At 65.7% G+C, this 16443-nt stretch carries 19 protein-coding genes, 6 tRNA genes and 1 riboswitch; of the genes, 18 read left to right on the top strand and 7 right to left on the bottom strand.

The features are described 5' to 3' along the window. Positions 1–101: 101 nt before the first annotated feature. The 6 genes from J2808_RS19115 to J2808_RS19090 form a co-directional block, all read right to left on the bottom strand. On the bottom strand, positions 102–359 hold the full coding sequence (locus J2808_RS19115; RefSeq protein WP_309819807.1) for an antitoxin: 258 nt from the start codon (positions 357–359) through the stop codon (positions 102–104). Between the two features lie 190 nt (positions 360–549). Then, positions 550–621: transfer RNA gene (locus J2808_RS19110), tRNA-Val, on the bottom strand. 44 nt (positions 622–665) lie between these two features. After that, positions 666–738 (bottom strand) — tRNA-Gly (locus J2808_RS19105). A gap of 57 nt (positions 739–795) precedes the next feature. Then, a tRNA-Val gene (locus tag J2808_RS19100) sits at positions 796–870 on the bottom strand. A 40-nt stretch (positions 871–910) separates the two neighbouring features. Then, positions 911–981: transfer RNA gene (locus J2808_RS19095), tRNA-Cys, on the bottom strand. 47 nt (positions 982–1028) lie between these two features. After that, positions 1029–1101: transfer RNA gene (locus J2808_RS19090), tRNA-Gly, on the bottom strand. Between the two features lie 228 nt (positions 1102–1329). Here J2808_RS19090 and J2808_RS19085 point away from each other — a divergent pair. The 14 genes from J2808_RS19085 (at position 1330) to hisF (ending at position 12492) form a co-directional block, all read left to right on the top strand. Next, positions 1330–1401: transfer RNA gene (locus tag J2808_RS19085), tRNA-Val, on the top strand. Positions 1402–1494: 93 nt separating this feature from the next. Further along, the gene (locus tag J2808_RS19080; RefSeq protein WP_309819805.1) at positions 1495–2355 is read left to right on the top strand and encodes a cytochrome; all 861 of its coding nucleotides are present in this window, start codon (positions 1495–1497) and stop codon (positions 2353–2355) included. Positions 2356–2453: 98 nt separating this feature from the next. Further along, positions 2454–3062, top strand: a complete 609-nt coding sequence (gene def, locus J2808_RS19075; protein WP_309819803.1) for a peptide deformylase — start codon at positions 2454–2456, stop codon at positions 3060–3062. Continuing rightward, positions 3059–3979 carry a methionyl-tRNA formyltransferase gene (gene fmt, locus J2808_RS19070; RefSeq protein ID WP_309819801.1) on the top strand — a complete coding sequence of 307 codons (921 nt, stop codon included), beginning with the start codon at positions 3059–3061 and terminating at the stop codon, positions 3977–3979. The genes def and fmt overlap by 4 nt, the downstream gene beginning before the upstream one ends. Beyond that, on the top strand, positions 3976–5541 hold the full coding sequence (locus J2808_RS19065; RefSeq protein ID WP_309819799.1) for an RsmB/NOP family class I SAM-dependent RNA methyltransferase: 1566 nt from the start codon (positions 3976–3978) through the stop codon (positions 5539–5541). The genes fmt and J2808_RS19065 overlap by 4 nt, the downstream gene beginning before the upstream one ends. Before the next feature lie 18 nt (positions 5542–5559). Continuing rightward, a complete protein-coding gene (gene rpe, locus J2808_RS19060) occupies positions 5560–6240 on the top strand; it encodes a ribulose-phosphate 3-epimerase (protein ID WP_309820104.1) in 681 nt (226 codons plus the stop codon). A 40-nt stretch (positions 6241–6280) separates the two neighbouring features. Further along, positions 6281–6433, top strand: a riboswitch (FMN riboswitch). Positions 6434–6609: 176 nt separating this feature from the next. Continuing rightward, a complete protein-coding gene (ribD, locus tag J2808_RS19055; protein WP_309819796.1) occupies positions 6610–7728 on the top strand; it encodes a bifunctional diaminohydroxyphosphoribosylaminopyrimidine deaminase/5-amino-6-(5-phosphoribosylamino)uracil reductase RibD in 1119 nt (372 codons plus the stop codon). Next, positions 7728–8363, top strand: coding sequence for a riboflavin synthase (locus J2808_RS19050; RefSeq protein ID WP_309819795.1), 636 nt, complete (start codon positions 7728–7730; stop codon positions 8361–8363). Before ribD ends, J2808_RS19050 begins: the two co-directional genes overlap by 1 nt. Next, positions 8360–9076, top strand: a complete 717-nt coding sequence (gene ribB / locus J2808_RS19045) for a 3,4-dihydroxy-2-butanone-4-phosphate synthase (protein WP_309819793.1) — start codon at positions 8360–8362, stop codon at positions 9074–9076. Before J2808_RS19050 ends, ribB begins: the two co-directional genes overlap by 4 nt. Before the next feature lie 12 nt (positions 9077–9088). Further along, positions 9089–9820, top strand: a complete 732-nt coding sequence (ribA, locus tag J2808_RS19040) for a GTP cyclohydrolase II (protein ID WP_309819791.1) — start codon at positions 9089–9091, stop codon at positions 9818–9820. A gap of 17 nt (positions 9821–9837) precedes the next feature. After that, the gene (ribH, locus tag J2808_RS19035; RefSeq protein ID WP_309819789.1) at positions 9838–10326 is read left to right on the top strand and encodes a 6,7-dimethyl-8-ribityllumazine synthase; all 489 of its coding nucleotides are present in this window, start codon (positions 9838–9840) and stop codon (positions 10324–10326) included. A 102-nt stretch (positions 10327–10428) separates the two neighbouring features. Further along, on the top strand, positions 10429–10692 hold the full coding sequence (locus J2808_RS19030) for a phosphoribosyl-ATP diphosphatase (protein ID WP_028270786.1): 264 nt from the start codon (positions 10429–10431) through the stop codon (positions 10690–10692). A 91-nt stretch (positions 10693–10783) separates the two neighbouring features. Next, entirely contained in the window at positions 10784–11644 is an 861-nt protein-coding gene (gene hisG, locus J2808_RS19025; RefSeq protein WP_164200667.1) for an ATP phosphoribosyltransferase, read from the top strand. Between the two features lie 71 nt (positions 11645–11715). Further along, positions 11716–12492 carry an imidazole glycerol phosphate synthase subunit HisF gene (gene hisF / locus J2808_RS19020; protein WP_164200665.1) on the top strand — a complete coding sequence of 259 codons (777 nt, stop codon included), beginning with the start codon at positions 11716–11718 and terminating at the stop codon, positions 12490–12492. Positions 12493–12577: 85 nt separating this feature from the next. Here hisF and J2808_RS19015 read toward each other — a convergent pair whose 3' ends face one another. Beyond that, positions 12578–13222, bottom strand: a complete 645-nt coding sequence (locus J2808_RS19015) for a TIGR03085 family metal-binding protein (RefSeq protein ID WP_309819780.1) — start codon at positions 13220–13222, stop codon at positions 12578–12580. A 136-nt stretch (positions 13223–13358) separates the two neighbouring features. On the opposite strand from J2808_RS19015, the gene hisI reads away from it, so the two are divergent. The 4 genes from hisI (at position 13359) to J2808_RS18995 (ending at position 16442) form a co-directional block, all read left to right on the top strand. Next, a complete protein-coding gene (gene hisI, locus J2808_RS19010; RefSeq protein WP_309819778.1) occupies positions 13359–13766 on the top strand; it encodes a phosphoribosyl-AMP cyclohydrolase in 408 nt (135 codons plus the stop codon). Positions 13767–13875: 109 nt separating this feature from the next. Continuing rightward, positions 13876–15444: an anthranilate synthase component I gene (locus J2808_RS19005; protein WP_309819776.1), complete on the top strand. Its 1569-nt coding sequence runs from the start codon at positions 13876–13878 to the stop codon at positions 15442–15444. Beyond that, positions 15441–16043: a Trp biosynthesis-associated membrane protein gene (locus tag J2808_RS19000; protein WP_309819773.1), complete on the top strand. Its 603-nt coding sequence runs from the start codon at positions 15441–15443 to the stop codon at positions 16041–16043. Before J2808_RS19005 ends, J2808_RS19000 begins: the two co-directional genes overlap by 4 nt. Before the next feature lie 111 nt (positions 16044–16154). Then, the gene (locus tag J2808_RS18995; protein ID WP_309819771.1) at positions 16155–16442 is read left to right on the top strand and encodes an HGxxPAAW family protein; all 288 of its coding nucleotides are present in this window, start codon (positions 16155–16157) and stop codon (positions 16440–16442) included. Position 16443 lies beyond the last annotated feature (1 nt).

The raw sequence follows: 16443 nt of genomic DNA, 5'->3' as shown, positions 1-16443 counted from the left end.
TACAGTGATCCGTCGCTTAAACGCCAAAGGTGCAGGTGCCGCCTCCCGGCGGGACCCGCACCCCCTTGACGTGCTAGGGCAATGCCCTGGCCGAATCCTTGTTACGGAGCCCTATCAACCGGAGGAACCGGGTTGACCGGCGGTACCTGCTCGCTGGCAGGGGTCTCGCCTGGTGTTCCGTCATTCTTATCAACGAGTTTGGAAGCGCCATCCTGGATCTTGTCGACATGCCCGGCGTACTTGCCGCCGGTCTTGGAGTCGACGAAATCGCCGGCCTTGGTGATGCCGTCCTTGATGGCCTGCTCGTTGCCGTGGATCAGACCCTGAGCCTTGCCCTTAAGATCGTCAATCAGTCCCACGAGCACCTCCCTTCAATCGCGGAGCCAGGTCGCTCCTCCGCAATCGATCCTAGCCCTGTCTCATGGGTGTGCCAAGGAAATTGGGCGTCCGGGACGTTCGCTGGCAGCGGATCGGGCCGACGCTAAAGTATCGAGTCAACGCTAAAGCCAAAAGGGCAACAAAAAAGCAGCTCACGGGGAGCTGCTGCTGTGGGCGATACTGGGATCGAACCAGTGACCTCTTCCGTGTCAGGGAAGCGCGCTACCGCTGCGCCAATCGCCCGGAACCGGAAGGCCGGTCATTTCGGATTTAATACGGGGGTAGAGAGCGGACGACGAGATTCGAACTCGCGACATCCACCTTGGCAAGGTGGTGCTCTACCAGCTGAGCTACGTCCGCGTATGAAGTACGTTCTGGCAGAAGCCAAAAGTACTGCATGAAGCAAGTTGCCTTGCTTGGTGGGCGATACTGGGATCGAACCAGTGACCTCTTCCGTGTCAGGGAAGCGCGCTACCGCTGCGCCAATCGCCCATTGCCATCCGGGGTGAACCGGAAACCATGGTTTTCACCGAGGTGGGTACGGGATTCGAACCCGTGTATACGGCTTTGCAGGCCGCTGCCTCGCCTCTCGGCCAACCCACCGTGTAAGCGCCGGTTCCGAAGAGCCATTGCCGTGACAGTGTCCTGCGAGCGGACGACGAGATTCGAACTCGCGACATCCACCTTGGCAAGGTGGTGCTCTACCAGCTGAGCTACGTCCGCATGTTGACCGTTGATTCCGTACCGTTTCGGGCATTTCCTCGCGTTCCAACGAGTAAGAACTCTATAGGAGGTTCAGGGATTCTCCAAATCGGGCCTCCCAAGCCGGCGGTGATGGCCCTGGATCCCTGCAATCTAGGGGTTTTTGCGAATTACAGGCCTGTAATTCGAAGTTGGAGCAATCTCGATTTCCATAAACCCCGTCGGGTCCGCTAGCATTCAAAGGCATCGGGGCGATTGGCGCAGTGGTAGCGCGCTTCGTTCACACCGAAGAGGTCACTGGTTCGAACCCAGTATCGCCCACCGAGGAATCAGGTCCGTTTCCGCTCAAGCCGAGCGGGAACGGACCTTTTTTGTGTCCGTCTTTTTGTCAGCCCCTTGTGAAAGAGTCTTTGTATGACTGATCCACTCCTTGCCCACGCCACGGAATACGGCCGCATGTACGCGCGCTCCACTTCCGAACAGTTCTCCGTTCCGTCCATTACCACCGTGATCGGCCAGCAGCCGCACGGGCTGGACGGCTGGTTCGGATACATGGGCGCAAGCAGCCTGGCGAAGGATCCGCTGCTCGCCGACTGCCTGGGCAGTCCGGCAAAAATCCGCCAGGCCGTCAACCGGGCCTCAAAGGCGGCCGAGAATTACCGGGACGACGCCGCTAAACGCGGTGACCGTGTCCATAACTACTGCGAGCAGGTTGCACTCCGGGCCCTGGGCCGCCCGCACGCCATGAAGGAAACCCGCGAGGCCCTGGCAGCCAACGGCGAGGAAGCCTTTGCCTTGCGGTTCGACGAGTGGTGGGAACTTTACGACGTTGAGCCCATCGCGCCGGAAATCACCGTCTGGAACAAGTCTGTGGGCTACGCCGGGACACTGGACCTCGTGGCGCGCATCAACGGCCGCGTCTGCCTCATCGACTACAAGACCAAAGGAACCACGCGTGACGGCACCGTCAAGCCGCTGGATGACAAGGTGGTTATGCAGCTCGTGGCCGGTATGAAGGCGGAGGAAAGCCTGGTGGACCCGGTTGCCGGAGAATGGGAGCCGTGGAAGTACGGCGATAACCCGCTGTTGCTTGCCGTGGCCATTGGTGAGACCGAGGTCCGGCCCGTTCGCGCCAACCCGGACGTCCTCAAGCACCATTGGTGGAAGTTCTGCGCCCTGCGGCGTGTGTGGGAGCTGTCCGCGGACACCCTGTCGGCCGGCAGTGCCCTCCTTCCGGTGGCTCCGCCTCCGTCCGTTCGGGTCCGCACCGCCTAGCGGTACCGGCTGAAGCCCACTCCAGTCCCGGCAGCGATGCCCCTGCGCCTAAACTGGATAGGTTCGCCTATAACGCCCACCGTGAGGAAAGACAACACATGGCCATTCTGAATATCCGCATCATTGGAGATCCTGTGCTCCGCACAGTGGCCGATCCTGTGACGGAATTCGGGCCCGAGCTTGCCAAGCTCGTCGCGGACATGACCGAAACCATGGAGGACGTGGATGGCGCCGGCCTCGCCGCTCCCCAGATCGGTGTCAGCCAGCGGGTCTTTACCTACCGCGTGGGTGGCGTGGACGGCCACATCATCAACCCGGTCCTGGAAAACAGTGACGATTTCCAGCCCGACCACGTGGAAGGCTGCCTGTCCATCCCCGGGCTTGGATTTCCTGTCCGCCGGTTCCGGGCCACCAAGGTCACCGGGGTCGATCTTCACGGGAATCCCGTCACCGTCGAAGGAGAGGGCATGCTGGCCCGCTGCTTCCAGCACGAGACGGACCACCTGGACGGCATTCTCTACACGGACCGCCTGGAGGGCGAAGATCGCAAGACTGCGCTGCGCTCCATCCGCAATGCGAACTATGAGGCCATTACGGAACGCACGACGGCGAAGCGCGCAAAAACTGTCGGATCCAGTTTCGGCGGGTCCAGTTTTGGGGGCGCCAGCTCTGGTGGATCCAGTTTCGGCGGCGGCTCCACCGCATGAGGGTAATTTTTGCCGGCACTCCTGCCGTCGCTGTCCCGTCACTGGACGCCTTGGTCAAGGCCGGCTTTGACATCGTTGCGGTCCTGACCCGCCCCGACGCGCCGGTGGGACGCAAACGTGTGCTCACGCCGTCGCCCGTTGCCGCCCGCGCCGCCGAGCTGGGCATCCATGTCATCCACGCCACCCGCGTTGATGACGCCGTAACGGCGCAAATCGCCGCAGCCAAACCGGACGTGGCCGCCATCGTGGCCTATGGGGGACTGATTCCCCGCGCCGCCCTTGATGTTCCGCCGCATGGCTGGATCAACCTGCATTTCTCCCTCCTTCCCGCCTGGCGCGGGGCTGCCCCGGTACAGCGGGCCGTTATTGCCGGCGACGACGTCACCGGCGCCGTCACCTTCCTGCTGGAGGAAGGCCTGGACACCGGCCCCGTCTTTGGGACACTGACCGAGGGCGTTGGGCCAAACGACACCGCGGGTGCCCTGCTGGAGCGGCTGTCCCACAGCGGGGCCGTCCTGCTCTCACAGACACTGTCCGCCGTGGAAGCAGGGAAAGCAGCTCCGCAGCCACAGGCAGGCGACGTTTCACTGGCACCCAAGCTGACCATCGAGGACGGCAGGCTTGACTGGAAGCAGCCGGCACTGGCTGTGGGGCGGCGGGCGCGGGGCGTAACCCCCGAGCCTGGCGCCTGGACCACGCTGGACGGTCAACGGGTCAAAATTGAACCGGTCCGGCTCCGGCCTGACAGTTCCCACCTGGAGCCCGGCGCAGTCAGCCTCGAGGGAAAAAGCGTCTTGGTGGGAACCGGGTCCCATGCGGTGGAGCTGACAAGGATCCAGCCCGCAGGAAAGAAAATGATGGCCGCGGCCGATTGGGCCCGCGGCATGGCTTCACTTGAAAGCGTGGTGTTCGAATGAGCGAGTCCGGCGGTAATGCAGGGGGCCGTGGCAGGGGCGGCAGCGGAAGCGGCCGGGGCAAGGGCGGGCCGCGCGATTCCAGCACGCGCAACGCCCAGGGCCGCGAGCGTAACCGAAGCACCCAGAAGAGCTTCACCGAGAACGCTCCCGCACAGCGCACGCGCCGCGCGGATCCGGCGCGCCTGGTTGCGTTCGAAGTCCTGCGCGCGGTGGCCGCCGAGGACGCCTACGCCAACCTGGTGCTCCCGTCCCGCATCCGCCATCACGGCCTGGACAAGCGGGACGCCGGCTTCGCCACCGAACTGAGTTACGGTGCTTTGCGCGGCCAGGGGACCTACGATGCCGTCCTGGCCCGTTGTGTGGACCGGCCGCTGGACCAGCTTGACCCCGCCATCCTCGACGCCCTGCGCATCGGCGCGCACCAGCTGCTGGCCATGCGTGTCCCGGCGCACGCTGCCCTGGACCAGACCGTTGGCCTGGCCCGGGCTGTGATCGGCGCCGGCCCCTCGGCCCTGATCAACGCCGTGCTGCGCAAAGTCACGGCGCACACCCTCGAGGAGTGGCTTGAGCTCCTCGTGGCCGGCGAAACCGACGAAACCAGGATCGCGTCCATCCGTTACGCCCACCCCGAGTGGATTGTCCGGGCCATGCGCCAGTCCCTGGTGGCGCACGGGCGTTCCGCGACGGAGATCAATGACCTGCTGGAAGCCGACAACGCCGCCCCCGTGGTCAACCTCGTCGCATTGCCGGGCCTGGGGAGCCTCGACGAGGCCCTCGAAGGCGGGGCCACCCGGGGTGAACTCGTCGAAGGATCAGCGCTCTCCAGCGGCGGAGACCTCGGCCGGCTCGCCACCGTGCGCGAAGGCAGCACCAGGGTCCAGGACGTTGGCTCACAGCTTGTAGCCCGTGCCATGGCGGCAGTGGACCTGGGTGCCGGCACCAGCACCGGCACCGACGGCGGAGGCGAACGCTGGCTGGATCTCTGCGCAGGACCCGGCGGCAAAGCCGCGCTGCTCGGCGCCCTCGCCCGCCAGCAGGGCGCCACCCTGCTGGCCAACGAGCCCGCACCGCACCGTGCCAAGCTGGTCCGCCAGGCTTTGGCCGCAGTTCCGCACGAGACCTGGCACGTGCGAACGGGCGACGGCCGCGAGGTCGGCACGGAGATGGCCGAGAGCTTCGACCGGGTCCTCGTGGATGTCCCCTGCAGCGGCCTCGGCGCTCTTCGACGCCGGCCTGAGTCCCGCTGGCGCCGCACGCCCAAGGACCTGGCCGATCTGGGCCCGCTGCAGCGTGCGCTCCTGAAATCCGCGCTGGATGCTGTCCGCCCAGGGGGAGTGGTTGCCTACGTCACCTGCTCGCCGCACCCCGCCGAAACCACGGCCGTGGTCACCGACGCGCTCCGGAAACGCGACGACCTGGAGCTGCTGGACGCCGGCGGTGTGCTGGACGCCGTGAGCCTTACCGGGAACCTGGGAGCCGGCCACGATTCCACTGCCCAGCTCTGGCCGCACATCCACAGCACCGATGCCATGTTCCTGGCCCTCATCCGCAAGAAGGCCTGATCCGTGAAAGGTTCACCCATGCCGCAATGCTGCATCAACCCGAGCATCCTGTCCGCCGATTTCGTCAACCTCGAAGCCGAACTGCAGCGGATCAGCAACGCCGACGCCGTCCACGTGGACGTCATGGACAACCATTTTGTGCCCAACCTCACGCTTGGGCTGCCCGTGGTTCAGCGGATCCAGGCCGTCAGCCCCGTGCCGCTGGATGCCCATCTGATGATTTCCGACGCCGACCGCTGGGCGCCGGGATTTGCCGACGCCGGTTTGGCGTCGGTGACCTTCCACGCCGAAGCATCCATTGCACCCGTCAAGCTCGCCCGGGAACTGCGGGCCAGGGGTTCCAAGGCCGGCATGGCGCTGCGGCCCGCCACCGCCGTGGAACCGTACCTGGACATGCTCGAAGAGCTGGACATGCTCCTGATCATGACGGTAGAGCCGGGATTCGGCGGCCAGGCGTTCCTTGACCTGACCCTGCCCAAGATCCGCCGCGCCCGGGCCGCTATTGACGGCTCCGGGTTGGAGGTTGCCCTGCAGGTGGACGGCGGCATCACCGAGGAGACGATCCTCCGGGCAGCAGAAGCCGGGGCGAACGTCTTCGTGGCGGGCTCGGCTGTCTACGGTGCCCAGGACCCGGGAGCGGCGATCTCACGCCTCCGCGAGGCAGGAAGCCTGACGTTACGGTCCAAGTCCGGGGAATAGTCTGGACAGCCTGGGGGTTATGGCACAATAGCAACACACAATACGTGCTCCGGGGTCGGTGTAAGTCCGAACCGGCGGTGATAGTCCGCGACCCGCGAGCCGGCACTTCCCCTTATGGGAGGCAGCCGGCAGACGGTTGAATCGGTGAAATTCCGATACCGACAGTTAAAGTCTGGATGAGAGAAGCACGTACAGCTGTATCTGCGGCGTCCTTGCGATGCCGCGGCCTTCTGCTGTCGTATACCCCCGGAGCCATCGCGGTTCTAGAGGGAAGGAACGACACACACACATGAACCCCTTGCGATGGCTCTTTGAAGCCAGGCTGTCCTATGGACTGGACGCCGAAGCCACCAGTCTGGTGGCTGCCCCATGACCCCGGTGGATACTGTGACGGCATTCAGCAACGCCGAAACCGCCGCCATGGACGCCGCCCTCAACGCGGCCCTGAAGGGACCGCGCGGGGCGAATCCACTCGTGGGTGCCGTGGTCATTGATGCCGAAGGCCACCAGCTGGTGACCGGGTACCACCGCGGCGCCGGGACACCCCATGCAGAAGCGGACGCGATCTCGCAGGCCGCTGCAGCAGGGCTGGACCTGAGCGGCTGCACCATGGTGATCACCCTGGAACCCTGCGACCACCGCGGCCGTACGGGACCGTGCACCCAGGCCATCATCGGCGCCGGAATCGAGGACGTGGTGTACGCCGTCGACGATCCGCATGACCCCGCGGCAGGCGGCGCAGCAACCCTGCGGGAAGCCGGCATCCGGGTCCGCAGCGGACTCGCCGCCGTCGAGGCCCTGGAGCTGAACCGCCAGTGGTTCCTGGCCGTGGCTGCCCACCGGCCGTTCGTGACGCTGCACATCGCCCAGACCCTGGACAGCCGGATCGCCGCGGAGGACGGGACCAGCCAATGGATTTCGTCCCCTGAGTCGCTCGCTGACAACCACGGCTTACGGCGGCGGATCGACGCCATCCTGGTGGGCACCCAGACAGTCCTGGTGGACAATCCCCGGCTCACCGCGCGTGACGCATTGGGGGCCACATCCGGCAAGCAGCCGCTGCGCGCGGTGATGGGTCTGCGGGAGATTCCGGCGGATGCCGCAATTCGCGGCGACGACGGACACGTCCTCCACCTGCCCACACGGGATCCGCAGGAGGCGTTGTCACTGCTGTACGCCGAGGGAATCCGCCATGTCATGGTGGAAGGCGGCTCGCGCATCCTCAGCTCATTCCTGGCCTCAGGGCTTGTGGACGAACTGATCGTTTACCTGGCGCCCACCCTGCTGGGCTCCGGAACCCCCGCATTGAACGGACTCGGAATCACCACGCTCGCAGACGCCCGGCACTGGGAATGGGACACGTCCGACGGCGGCGCGGTCCTGACGCTGGGACGCGACCTGAGGCTGCACCTCCGTCCAGAACCAATCGAAGCTTTGGAACCACAACCATCCCGCACTGCCGCGGAACCAGCCATGGGAGGCTACTGATGTTTACCGGAATTATTGCCGAACAAGGACACGTGCTGTCCGTCGAGCGTGACGGCGATGCCAGTGCGACTCTCCGCCTGAGCGCGCCAGGCACCACCGAGGGGCTTGCCCTCGGAGGGTCAATTGCCGTCAACGGCGTTTGCCTGACTGCCACCGAGATCGACGGCAAGGAATTCAGCGTTGACGTGATGGGCGAGACCCTGGTCCGCAGCACCATCGGCGAGCTCGCGGCCGGAGATTCGGTCAACCTTGAGCGTTGTGTCCCGGCCGGCGGCCGGCTGGACGGCCATGTAGTCCAGGGCCACGTCGACGGCGTCGGGCAGCTGCTGGAGCGCGAGGCGCTCGGCAACTGGGAACGCCTCCGATTCGGTGTTCCAGCCAACCTCGCCCGTTACATCGCGGAAAAGGGCTCCATCGCGATCGACGGCGTCTCACTCACCGTGACAGCAGTCAGCCCGGCGGCGGAGTCTGAGCCCTGGTTCGAAGTGGGCCTGATTCCCACCACGCTGGCTGAGACCGGCCTGGGAGCAAGGACCACCGGCAGCAAGGTCAACCTCGAAGTCGACGTGCTGGCCAAATACACCGAACGCCTGCTGTCATTCAGCACCGGCGCAGCAAACGGAGGGACCCGATGAACGCCACGATCCGGCTGGAGCCAGCCACGGACGCAACCACCCGCCGTGATGCCACACCGGGACTCGACCCGGTGGAAGTTGCCATCCGCGCCATGGCCGCCGGACTGCCTGTGCTGGTGGTGGACAACGAGGACCGCGAAAACGAAGGCGACATTATCTTCGCGGCCCAGCACGCAACGCCGGCGCTGATGGGCTGGACCATCCGGTACAGTTCCGGGGTCATCTGCGTCCCGCTGAGCGGGGACCGCGCCGATGCCCTGGCGCTGCCGCCCATGGTGGCAGTAAACCAGGACTCGAAAGGCACGGCTTACACCGTTTCCTGCGACGCAGCGGTGGGGGTCAGCACCGGAATTTCCGCCACGGACCGTGCGCTGACCGCCCGCGTGCTGGCAGACCCCGGCGCCGGACCCGCCGCCGTGACCCGGCCGGGGCATATTTTCCCGCTCCGCGCCGTTAACGGGGGAGTGCGTGAACGCCCCGGCCACACCGAAGCGGCCGTGGACCTCTGCCGGCTTGCCGGACTGGAGCCCGTGGGCGTCATCGCCGAGGTTGTGTACGACGACGGCGAAATGATGCGGCTCGACGGGCTGCGGGCGTTCGCTGCCGAACACGGGTGCCCCCTGATCTCGATTGAGGACTTGGTGGCTTACCTTGAAGCAGGGGCCGCGGTTCCCGCTGACAGTGACACCGGGCCGGACGCCCGGGCGAAGTAGAGGAGTAACGCGATGACGGTTTCCGGAATTTCGGACAACAGCCACGAGAATGGCCACCACCATAAGGCTGCCAGCAACGGCCACGCGCACCACCCGGTAAGCGCCGGCCCGATCGTGCAGCTGCCCACCGCCTTTGGCGACTTCATTACGCAGGCCTGGACCGACCTGGTCACGGGTGCCGAGCACCTCGCCGTGAGCTCGCCCAATCCGCCGAGGGACGGACTCGCTCCCTTGGTCAGGCTCCATTCCGAGTGCCTGACCGGCGATGTCTTTGGTTCCTACCGCTGTGACTGCGGCGAGCAGCTGGCCTATGCCCTGGAGCTCATCAACGAGTTCGGCGGCACGCTGCTGTACCTGCGCGGACAGGAAGGCCGGGGCATCGGCCTGGCCAACAAGATCAAGGCCTATGCCCTCCAGGAGGCCGGCTTTGACACGGTGGAGGCCAATGAGCAGCTGGGGCTGCCCGTGGACGCCCGCTGCTACAAGGCTGCCGCCCAGATCCTCGCAGAGATGGGCCTTCACGAGGTCCGGCTCCTAAGCAACAACCCGGACAAGCAGAACCGGCTTGCCAAAGCCGGCGTGAAGGTGGTGGAGATGGTCCCCACCGAGGTGCCCTCCCGCGACCAGAACATCCGCTACCTGCAGACCAAAAAGGACCGCATGGAGCACAGGCTGACGCTGGACACCCACGTTGTAGCGGTGCCCGGCGCCGCTGCTGACACTTTCGCCCACGAACAAGACTGAACGGATTAGATACACGCATGAGCGGACACGGCGCACCAGATATCGACCTCACTACCCTGAACCCGGCGGAAACGTCGCAGCTGCGGCTGGCCATTGTGGCTGCCAGCTGGCATACCCAGATCATGGACGGACTCGTGGACGGTGCACTGCGCGCCGCCAAGGACGCCGGCATCAGCGAACCCACTGTGCTGCGGGTTCCGGGAGCCTTCGAGCTTCCGGTCGCTGCCGCGCGGCTGGCGCCGCACTTTGACGCAGTGGTGGCCCTCGGCGTCGTTATCCGCGGCGGCACGCCGCACTTTGAATACGTCTGCCAGGCGGCGACGTCGGGACTTACCGACGTGAGCGTCAACACCGGGGTGCCCGTGGGCTTCGGAGTGCTGACCTGCGATACGGAGCAGCAGGGCCTGGACCGCGCCGGCCTGCCCGGCTCCAACGAGGACAAGGGCCACGAAGCAGTGACGGCGGCCCTCGCCACGGCCGTCCTCCTTAAGCAGTACAGCCGCTAGCCTGCTGCAAAGTGGCGGGCGCGTGTGTCATCACTCACATCGCGCCCGTCATGCAGCGGCCCGACAGGCGCCGTCAGGCCCGCAGCAAGTAGGCTGTAGGGCGTGAAGAATTTCGAGACGCTGTTCGCTGAACTGAGTGAGAAGGCAGCCACCCGTCCGGCAGGCTCCCGCACCGTCGCTGAATTGGAGTCCGGAGTCCACGGCATCGGCAAGAAAGTCGTGGAGGAAGCAGCCGAAGTCTGGATGGCCGCTGAATACGAATCTGATGAGGCCGCGGCCGAGGAAATCTCCCAGTTGCTGTACCACCTGCAGGTTCTGATGCTCGCCAAAGGACTGACCCTGGAAGACGTCTACAAGCATCTGTAGCCACTGCGCGCCGTGCGGCCTTCCCTGCCCGCCCGTGCCCTGTGTGGCTTGTTTGCCTGATTAATAGACCTCCCAACAAGAAAGACCCCCCATGCTGCGAGTAGCCGTCCCCAACAAGGGCTCCCTGTCCGAAGCCGCCTCCGCCATGCTGTCCGAAGCCGGCTACCGCCAGCGCCGCGACACCCGCGAACTGGTCATGATGGACCCGGACAACGGCATTGAGTTCTTCTTCCTCCGCCCGCGCGACATCGCCGTCTACGTCGGCCGGGGAACGCTCGACGTCGGCATCACCGGCCGCGACCTGCTGCTGGACGCCGAGGTGGAAGCCGAAGAACTGCTGCCCCTGGGCTTTGCTGCCTCCACGTTCCGCTTCGCCGGACCGGTCGGGGACTTCAGCAAGGTGGAAGAACTTGAAGGCAAGCGCCTCGCCACCAGCTACGACGGACTGCTGCGGGGCTACCTCGCCGAGCGCGGCGTCAAGGCCACAGTGGTTCGGCTCGACGGCGCCGTCGAATCATCCGTTCGACTGGGCGTGGCGGACGCCATTGCCGACGTCGTCGAAACCGGCAACACCCTCAAGGCCGCCGGCATGGAGATCTTCGGCGATCCGATCCTCAAATCCGAGGCCGTCCTGATCCGGCGCACCGGCGAAGGCGGCGCAGCCAACGGCACTGCCAAGGAAATTGAAGTTCTCATCCGCCGCCTCCAGGGTGTCCTGGTTGCGAGGCAGTACGTCCTGATGGACTACGACATCCGCAAGGAACTCGTGGAACAGGCCGCAGCACTCACCCCGGGCTTGGAATCGCCCACCGTCTCCCCGCTGCGTGACTCCGAATGGGTGGCCGTCCGGTCCATGGTTCCGAAGAAGGAAACCAACCGCATCATGGATGAGCTCTATGACCTCGGCGCCCGCGCCATCCTGGTCAGCAGCATCCACGCCTGCCGAATCTGAGCTTTTAGCACAGTCCGCGGCTCGCCGCACGACCCGGCGGCAGAATCCACCCGAGAATTCCAGGAGTACCCATGGCTGTAGCTGTACGAGTCATCCCGTGCCTCGACGTCGACGCCGGACGCGTTGTGAAGGGCATTAACTTCGAGGGCCTCCGCGACGCCGGAGACCCGGTGGAGCTCGCCCACCGGTACGACAACGCCGGAGCCGATGAACTGACGTTCCTGGATGTCACAGCTTCCTCCGGCAACCGCGAAACCACCTTCGACGTGGTCCGGCGGACCGCCGAGGAAGTCTTCATCCCGCTGACCGTGGGTGGCGGAGTCCGCGGCGTGGCCGAGGTGGACAAACTCCTGCGTTACGGCGCGGACAAGGCCTCCATCAACACCGCCGCCGTGGCCCGGCCGGACGTCATCAACGAAATCAGCAGGCACTTCGGTTCGCAGGTTCTGGTCCTGTCCGTCGACGCGCGCCGGACCCGTCCCGGATCCGAGCCCACGCCGTCGGGCTTTGAAGTAACCACCCACGGCGGACGCACCGGCACGGGCATCGACGCCATCGAGTGGGCCAAGGAAGCCGCCGATCGCGGCATCGGTGAGATCCTGCTGAACTCCATCGACGCGGACGGTACCAAGGACGGCTTTGACCTGGAGCTCATCCGGCTGGTTCGGGCCGCTGTGAAGGTGCCGATCATCGCTTCGGGCGGAGCCGGCGAACCGGCCCACTTCCCGCCTGCCGTGGCCGCAGGGGCCGACGCCGTCCTGGCCGCCTCGATCTTCCACTGGGGCCCGGACAACATGATGTCCCAGGTCAAGCAGGCCATCCGCGAAGCAGGCTTCGAAGTCCGCTAGCCCCCACCCGCCCAAACAACGCGGGGTCACCTTTGGCCCGATAATCATGGATTATCGGGCCAAAGGTGACCCCGCGTTGGTTTGTTTAGAGCCCGACTTCGGCTGACTGGAGGAGTGCGACGGCGTCCGGCTGGCCCTCGAAGGTGACGAGGGCATGGCGGGTCCGGCCGTGGGCGTGCATCAGCAGTTCGCCCGGCTCGCCCACGATCGCCACCGAAACGGGTGCGCGCTTGGCAACGTGCCGGGGGCCCGACGGGCGTACCAGCACAATGCCGAGGTCTACGCCCCGGTAGAGGATGGCGGCCCGTTTGATGAGCTCGTCCCACAGGGCGTCAGAGTACGCCTCGTCCAATGCCCGCGGTGCCCAGCGGTCCACGGCCCGGCGGATGTCCTCGGTGTGGACGAAGTATTCGATCAGGTTGGAGCTTTCGTCCAGTGCCTTGATGTTCATCGGCGACAGGGCGGGTGGCCCGGCGCGGAAGGTGTTGACCAGGCCCGTGTAGTCGTCTGCGGTCTTCAACTTCGCGGCGAGCTTCGCAGTGGCCTTGTCGGAGGCCTTGGACAGGCTCTTGATGATGAGGCCCAGGCCCACGGCAGCCTTGCGTTCGCGCAGGTAGAGGTGCGCGGCAAGGTCCCTGGTGCGCCAGCCCCGGCAGAGGGTGGGGGCATCAGGGCCGGCCGCCAGGAGGGTTTCGGCCAGGACTTCGCGGGACGGGTCAACGTAATGCATCACTTGTGAAACTAGCACGAGAGCGCGGGAGTTGGGCAGCAGAACCGCCACGGGACAGGTGCCGTTGGTAACACACCGTTTGTATGCCGATTGGCGCATATTCGACGGCCACAGATCAGGCACTAGACTTGACCTGATGTCTGAGCAGCCTGCCCCCGCCCCCGTACCTGTCCCGGCCCCCGCCGCCAGCCCGCTGTCACCGGCCCTTGCCGCCGCACTGAAGCGGGACAGCGCCGGGCTCGTCGCTGCCGTGGTCCAGCAATTCGACACCAACGAGGTGCTGATGCTGGGGTGGATGGATGATGAGGCGCTGCACCGCACCATGACCAGCGGCCGGGTCACTTTCTACTCCCGGTCCCGCCAGGAATACTGGCGCAAGGGGGACACCTCCGGCCATGTCCAGTGGGTCAAGTCTGTGGCCATGGACTGCGACGGCGATGCCCTCCTGATCCGCGTGGACCAAGTGGGCGCGGCGTGCCACACGGGCACCAGGACCTGCTTCGACGGCAGGGCCCTGGACGTCCAGGCCGGCGCGGCCCTCTGATCCACCCGCCTGCGGCGGAATCTGCCCGCAGGCCTCCAAACTTTGGCAGCAACAAGACTGACGCGGTGCCACCGCGGCGGCACACAAGAACAGGCGGCGAAGCATAGCCATGCAGGATCTTGGAATCATCAGCCCGGGCCTCGAAGAGTTCCGCGAACTCGCCGGCGGCAGCCGGGTCATCCCCGTCACGCTCAAAGTGCTCGCGGATGCTGAGACACCCATCGGCCTGTACCGGAAGCTGGCCCAGGGCCAGCCCGGAACGTTCCTGATGGAGTCTGCAGCGGTAGGCGGCACATGGTCGCGCTACTCATTCATCGGGGCAAATTCCCGTGCCACTCTGACCACCAAGGACGGCCAGGCGCACTGGCTGGGCCAGCCGCCGGCAGGAGTCCCGCTGGACGGCAACCCGGTGGATGCCATCCGCGACACCATCGAAGCGCTCCGGACCACCAGGTTTGAGGGCCTTCCGCCGTTCACGTCCGGCCTGGTCGGCTTCCTGGGCTGGGAGGCGGTCCGCCACTGGGAGCGCCTCACCAGTCCGCCTGAGGATGACCTCCACCTGCCGGAGCTGGCGCTGAATCTGGTCACCGACATGGCAGTGCATGACAACCACGACGGCACGGTGCTGCTGATCGCCAACGCCATCAACTTCGACAACAGCTCAGAACGCGTTGACGAAGCGTGGCACGACGCCGTGGCCCGGGTTAAGGCCCTGCTGACCAAGGTCAGCACCCCGGTGGCGCAGCCCGTCTCAGTCCTGGAACCGGCGGCCCTGGACTTCGCTTCCAGCGTCGAGGAACGCTGGGCCGAGCCCGCCTACCTGGAAGCCCTGGACCGCGGCAAGGAAGCCATCGTGGACGGTGAAGTGTTCCAGGTGGTGATCTCCCGCCGCTTCGAAATGGAGTGCGGGGCTTCGCCCTTGGATGTGTACCGGGTCCTGCGCAACACCAACCCCAGCCCCTACATGTACATCTTCAGCCTCGAGGACGCAGACGGCCGGGAGTACTCTATCGTCGGGTCCTCGCCGGAGGCCCTGGTGACGGTGACCGGCGAGGAAGTCATCACCCACCCCATTGCCGGTTCGCGGCCCCGGGGCAAGACGGTGGAGGGAGACAAAGCCTATGCCGAGGAACTCCTGGCGGACCAGAAGGAACGCGCCGAGCATCTGATGCTGGTGGATCTGTCCCGCAACGACCTGTCCAAGGTCTGCGTTGCCGGCACCGTGGACGTCACGCAGTTCATGGAGGTGGAACGCTTCAGCCACATCATGCACCTTGTGTCCACCGTTGTGGGCAAGCTGTCCCCGCAGGCCAAGGCCTACGACGTCCTGAAGGCAACCTTCCCCGCCGGTACCCTGTCCGGCGCCCCGAAGCCCCGGGCACTGCGCCTGCTGGACCAGTTGGAACCCCACCGGCGCGGAATCTATGGCGGCGTGGTGGGCTACCTCGACTTTGCGGGCGACATGGATATGGCCATCGCCATCCGCTCTGCACTGCTGCGCGAGGGACGCGCCTACGTCCAGGCCGGCGGCGGCATCGTGGCGGATTCGGTGAACCCTACTGAAGCGATCGAGACGGTGAACAAGGCAGCCGCTCCGCTCCGGGCGGTTCACACCGCCGGCTCGCTGCGCAACATTGCTGCCGAATCCCTGCCTGACGACGGGAAGGCTCCCGAATGACCCCGGTCTGGGCCCGCAAGTCCACGCTGGTCCTGCTGATCGCCCTGCTGGCGCTGGCTGTCTTTGGCACCACCACCCAGACCTGGATCACCATCACGCTGGATCCGGAGCAGGTTGGCCAGACAGCGGGAGGGCAGAACACCCTCCCGGTCCAGGGCAGCAAGGCGGCCACCGCGGTGACCGCCCTGGCCCTGGTTGCACTGGCCGGGGGACTGGCCGCATCCATCGCCGGAAAAATCGCGCGGTGGGTCATCACCGTCATCGTCGTACTTGCCGCCACCGGCATCATCGCGGCAGCCGCTACGGTGCTGGCTGACCCGCTGGCCGCCGCGCAAGGATCCATTGCCGCCGCCACCGGCGTGACCGGGAGCAGCGCCGGAGCCGAGGTGACCGCCTTCCCGGTTCTCGCCGTCGTCGCGGGTGTCCTGTTGGCGCTGGGCGCCTTGCTGATCGTTCCGGCGGGCCGGTATTGGAAGGCGCGGACCAAATATGACACCGCCGCCTACGGTGCGTCCGCCGGCACTTCCGCCGTGGCTACAGGGCCGGTGGATGAGATCGACAGCTGGGACAGGCTCTCGCGCGGCGACGATCCCACCTGACGCCAGCGGCCGCACAGCGCAACGCGCAAAAACCGGGTCCGGTCCGCCGATGGGCAGGTCGCGGCCAAAAAATGGCAGAATGTAAGCAGTATTGATCCTGAGGAGATTCACATGAGCAAAGCACCCGCATCCGCGTCCAAATCCGCCACGGAATCCGCCGTGCACCACGGAGTTGACCACAGCCAGGAACTGGGCCATGGCAACAGCCCTGCAGCATGGACCTGCGTGATCGTGATGCTGGTAGGTGCCCTGGTCTGCTCCATCGCCTTCGTCATCGCCAACACCCCCATCTTCATCGCCGGTGCAGCCGTGATGGTCGTCGGCCTGATCCTGGGCTACGTCATGCGCAAGGCAGGCTACGGCGTCGAAGGCAGCAAGCTCAAGAGCACCGGCCACTGAT

Origin of the sequence: Pseudarthrobacter sulfonivorans, from assembly GCF_031454915.1 — a bacterium.
In the GTDB taxonomy this organism is placed as follows: Bacteria; Actinomycetota; Actinomycetes; order Actinomycetales; family Micrococcaceae; genus Arthrobacter; species Arthrobacter sulfonivorans_C.
The sequence above is the reverse complement of the archived record's forward strand: the minus strand, read 5'-3'. Positions and strand labels throughout refer to the sequence as shown.

What these genes read in the sequence shown, in the direction of transcription:
- J2808_RS19080 (WP_309819805.1), top strand. Translation starts at nt 1,495, where the DNA reads ATGACTGATCCACTCCTTGCCCACGCCACGGAATACGGCCGCATGTAC.
- def (WP_309819803.1), top strand. Translation starts at nt 2,454, where the DNA reads ATGGCCATTCTGAATATCCGCATCATTGGAGATCCTGTGCTCCGCACA.
- fmt (WP_309819801.1), top strand. Translation starts at nt 3,059, where the DNA reads ATGAGGGTAATTTTTGCCGGCACTCCTGCCGTCGCTGTCCCGTCACTG.
- J2808_RS19065 (WP_309819799.1), top strand. Translation starts at nt 3,976, where the DNA reads ATGAGCGAGTCCGGCGGTAATGCAGGGGGCCGTGGCAGGGGCGGCAGC.
- rpe (WP_309820104.1), top strand. Translation starts at nt 5,560, where the DNA reads ATGCCGCAATGCTGCATCAACCCGAGCATCCTGTCCGCCGATTTCGTC.
- ribD (WP_309819796.1), top strand. Translation starts at nt 6,610, where the DNA reads ATGACCCCGGTGGATACTGTGACGGCATTCAGCAACGCCGAAACCGCC.
- J2808_RS19050 (WP_309819795.1), top strand. Translation starts at nt 7,728, where the DNA reads ATGTTTACCGGAATTATTGCCGAACAAGGACACGTGCTGTCCGTCGAG.
- ribB (WP_309819793.1), top strand. Translation starts at nt 8,360, where the DNA reads ATGAACGCCACGATCCGGCTGGAGCCAGCCACGGACGCAACCACCCGC.
- ribA (WP_309819791.1), top strand. Translation starts at nt 9,089, where the DNA reads ATGACGGTTTCCGGAATTTCGGACAACAGCCACGAGAATGGCCACCAC.
- ribH (WP_309819789.1), top strand. Translation starts at nt 9,838, where the DNA reads ATGAGCGGACACGGCGCACCAGATATCGACCTCACTACCCTGAACCCG.
- hisG (WP_164200667.1), top strand. Translation starts at nt 10,784, where the DNA reads ATGCTGCGAGTAGCCGTCCCCAACAAGGGCTCCCTGTCCGAAGCCGCC.
- hisF (WP_164200665.1), top strand. Translation starts at nt 11,716, where the DNA reads ATGGCTGTAGCTGTACGAGTCATCCCGTGCCTCGACGTCGACGCCGGA.
- J2808_RS19015 (WP_309819780.1), bottom strand. Translation starts at nt 13,222, where the DNA reads ATGCATTACGTTGACCCGTCCCGCGAAGTCCTGGCCGAAACCCTCCTG.
- hisI (WP_309819778.1), top strand. Translation starts at nt 13,359, where the DNA reads ATGTCTGAGCAGCCTGCCCCCGCCCCCGTACCTGTCCCGGCCCCCGCC.
- J2808_RS19005 (WP_309819776.1), top strand. Translation starts at nt 13,876, where the DNA reads ATGCAGGATCTTGGAATCATCAGCCCGGGCCTCGAAGAGTTCCGCGAA.
- J2808_RS19000 (WP_309819773.1), top strand. Translation starts at nt 15,441, where the DNA reads ATGACCCCGGTCTGGGCCCGCAAGTCCACGCTGGTCCTGCTGATCGCC.
- J2808_RS18995 (WP_309819771.1), top strand. Translation starts at nt 16,155, where the DNA reads ATGAGCAAAGCACCCGCATCCGCGTCCAAATCCGCCACGGAATCCGCC.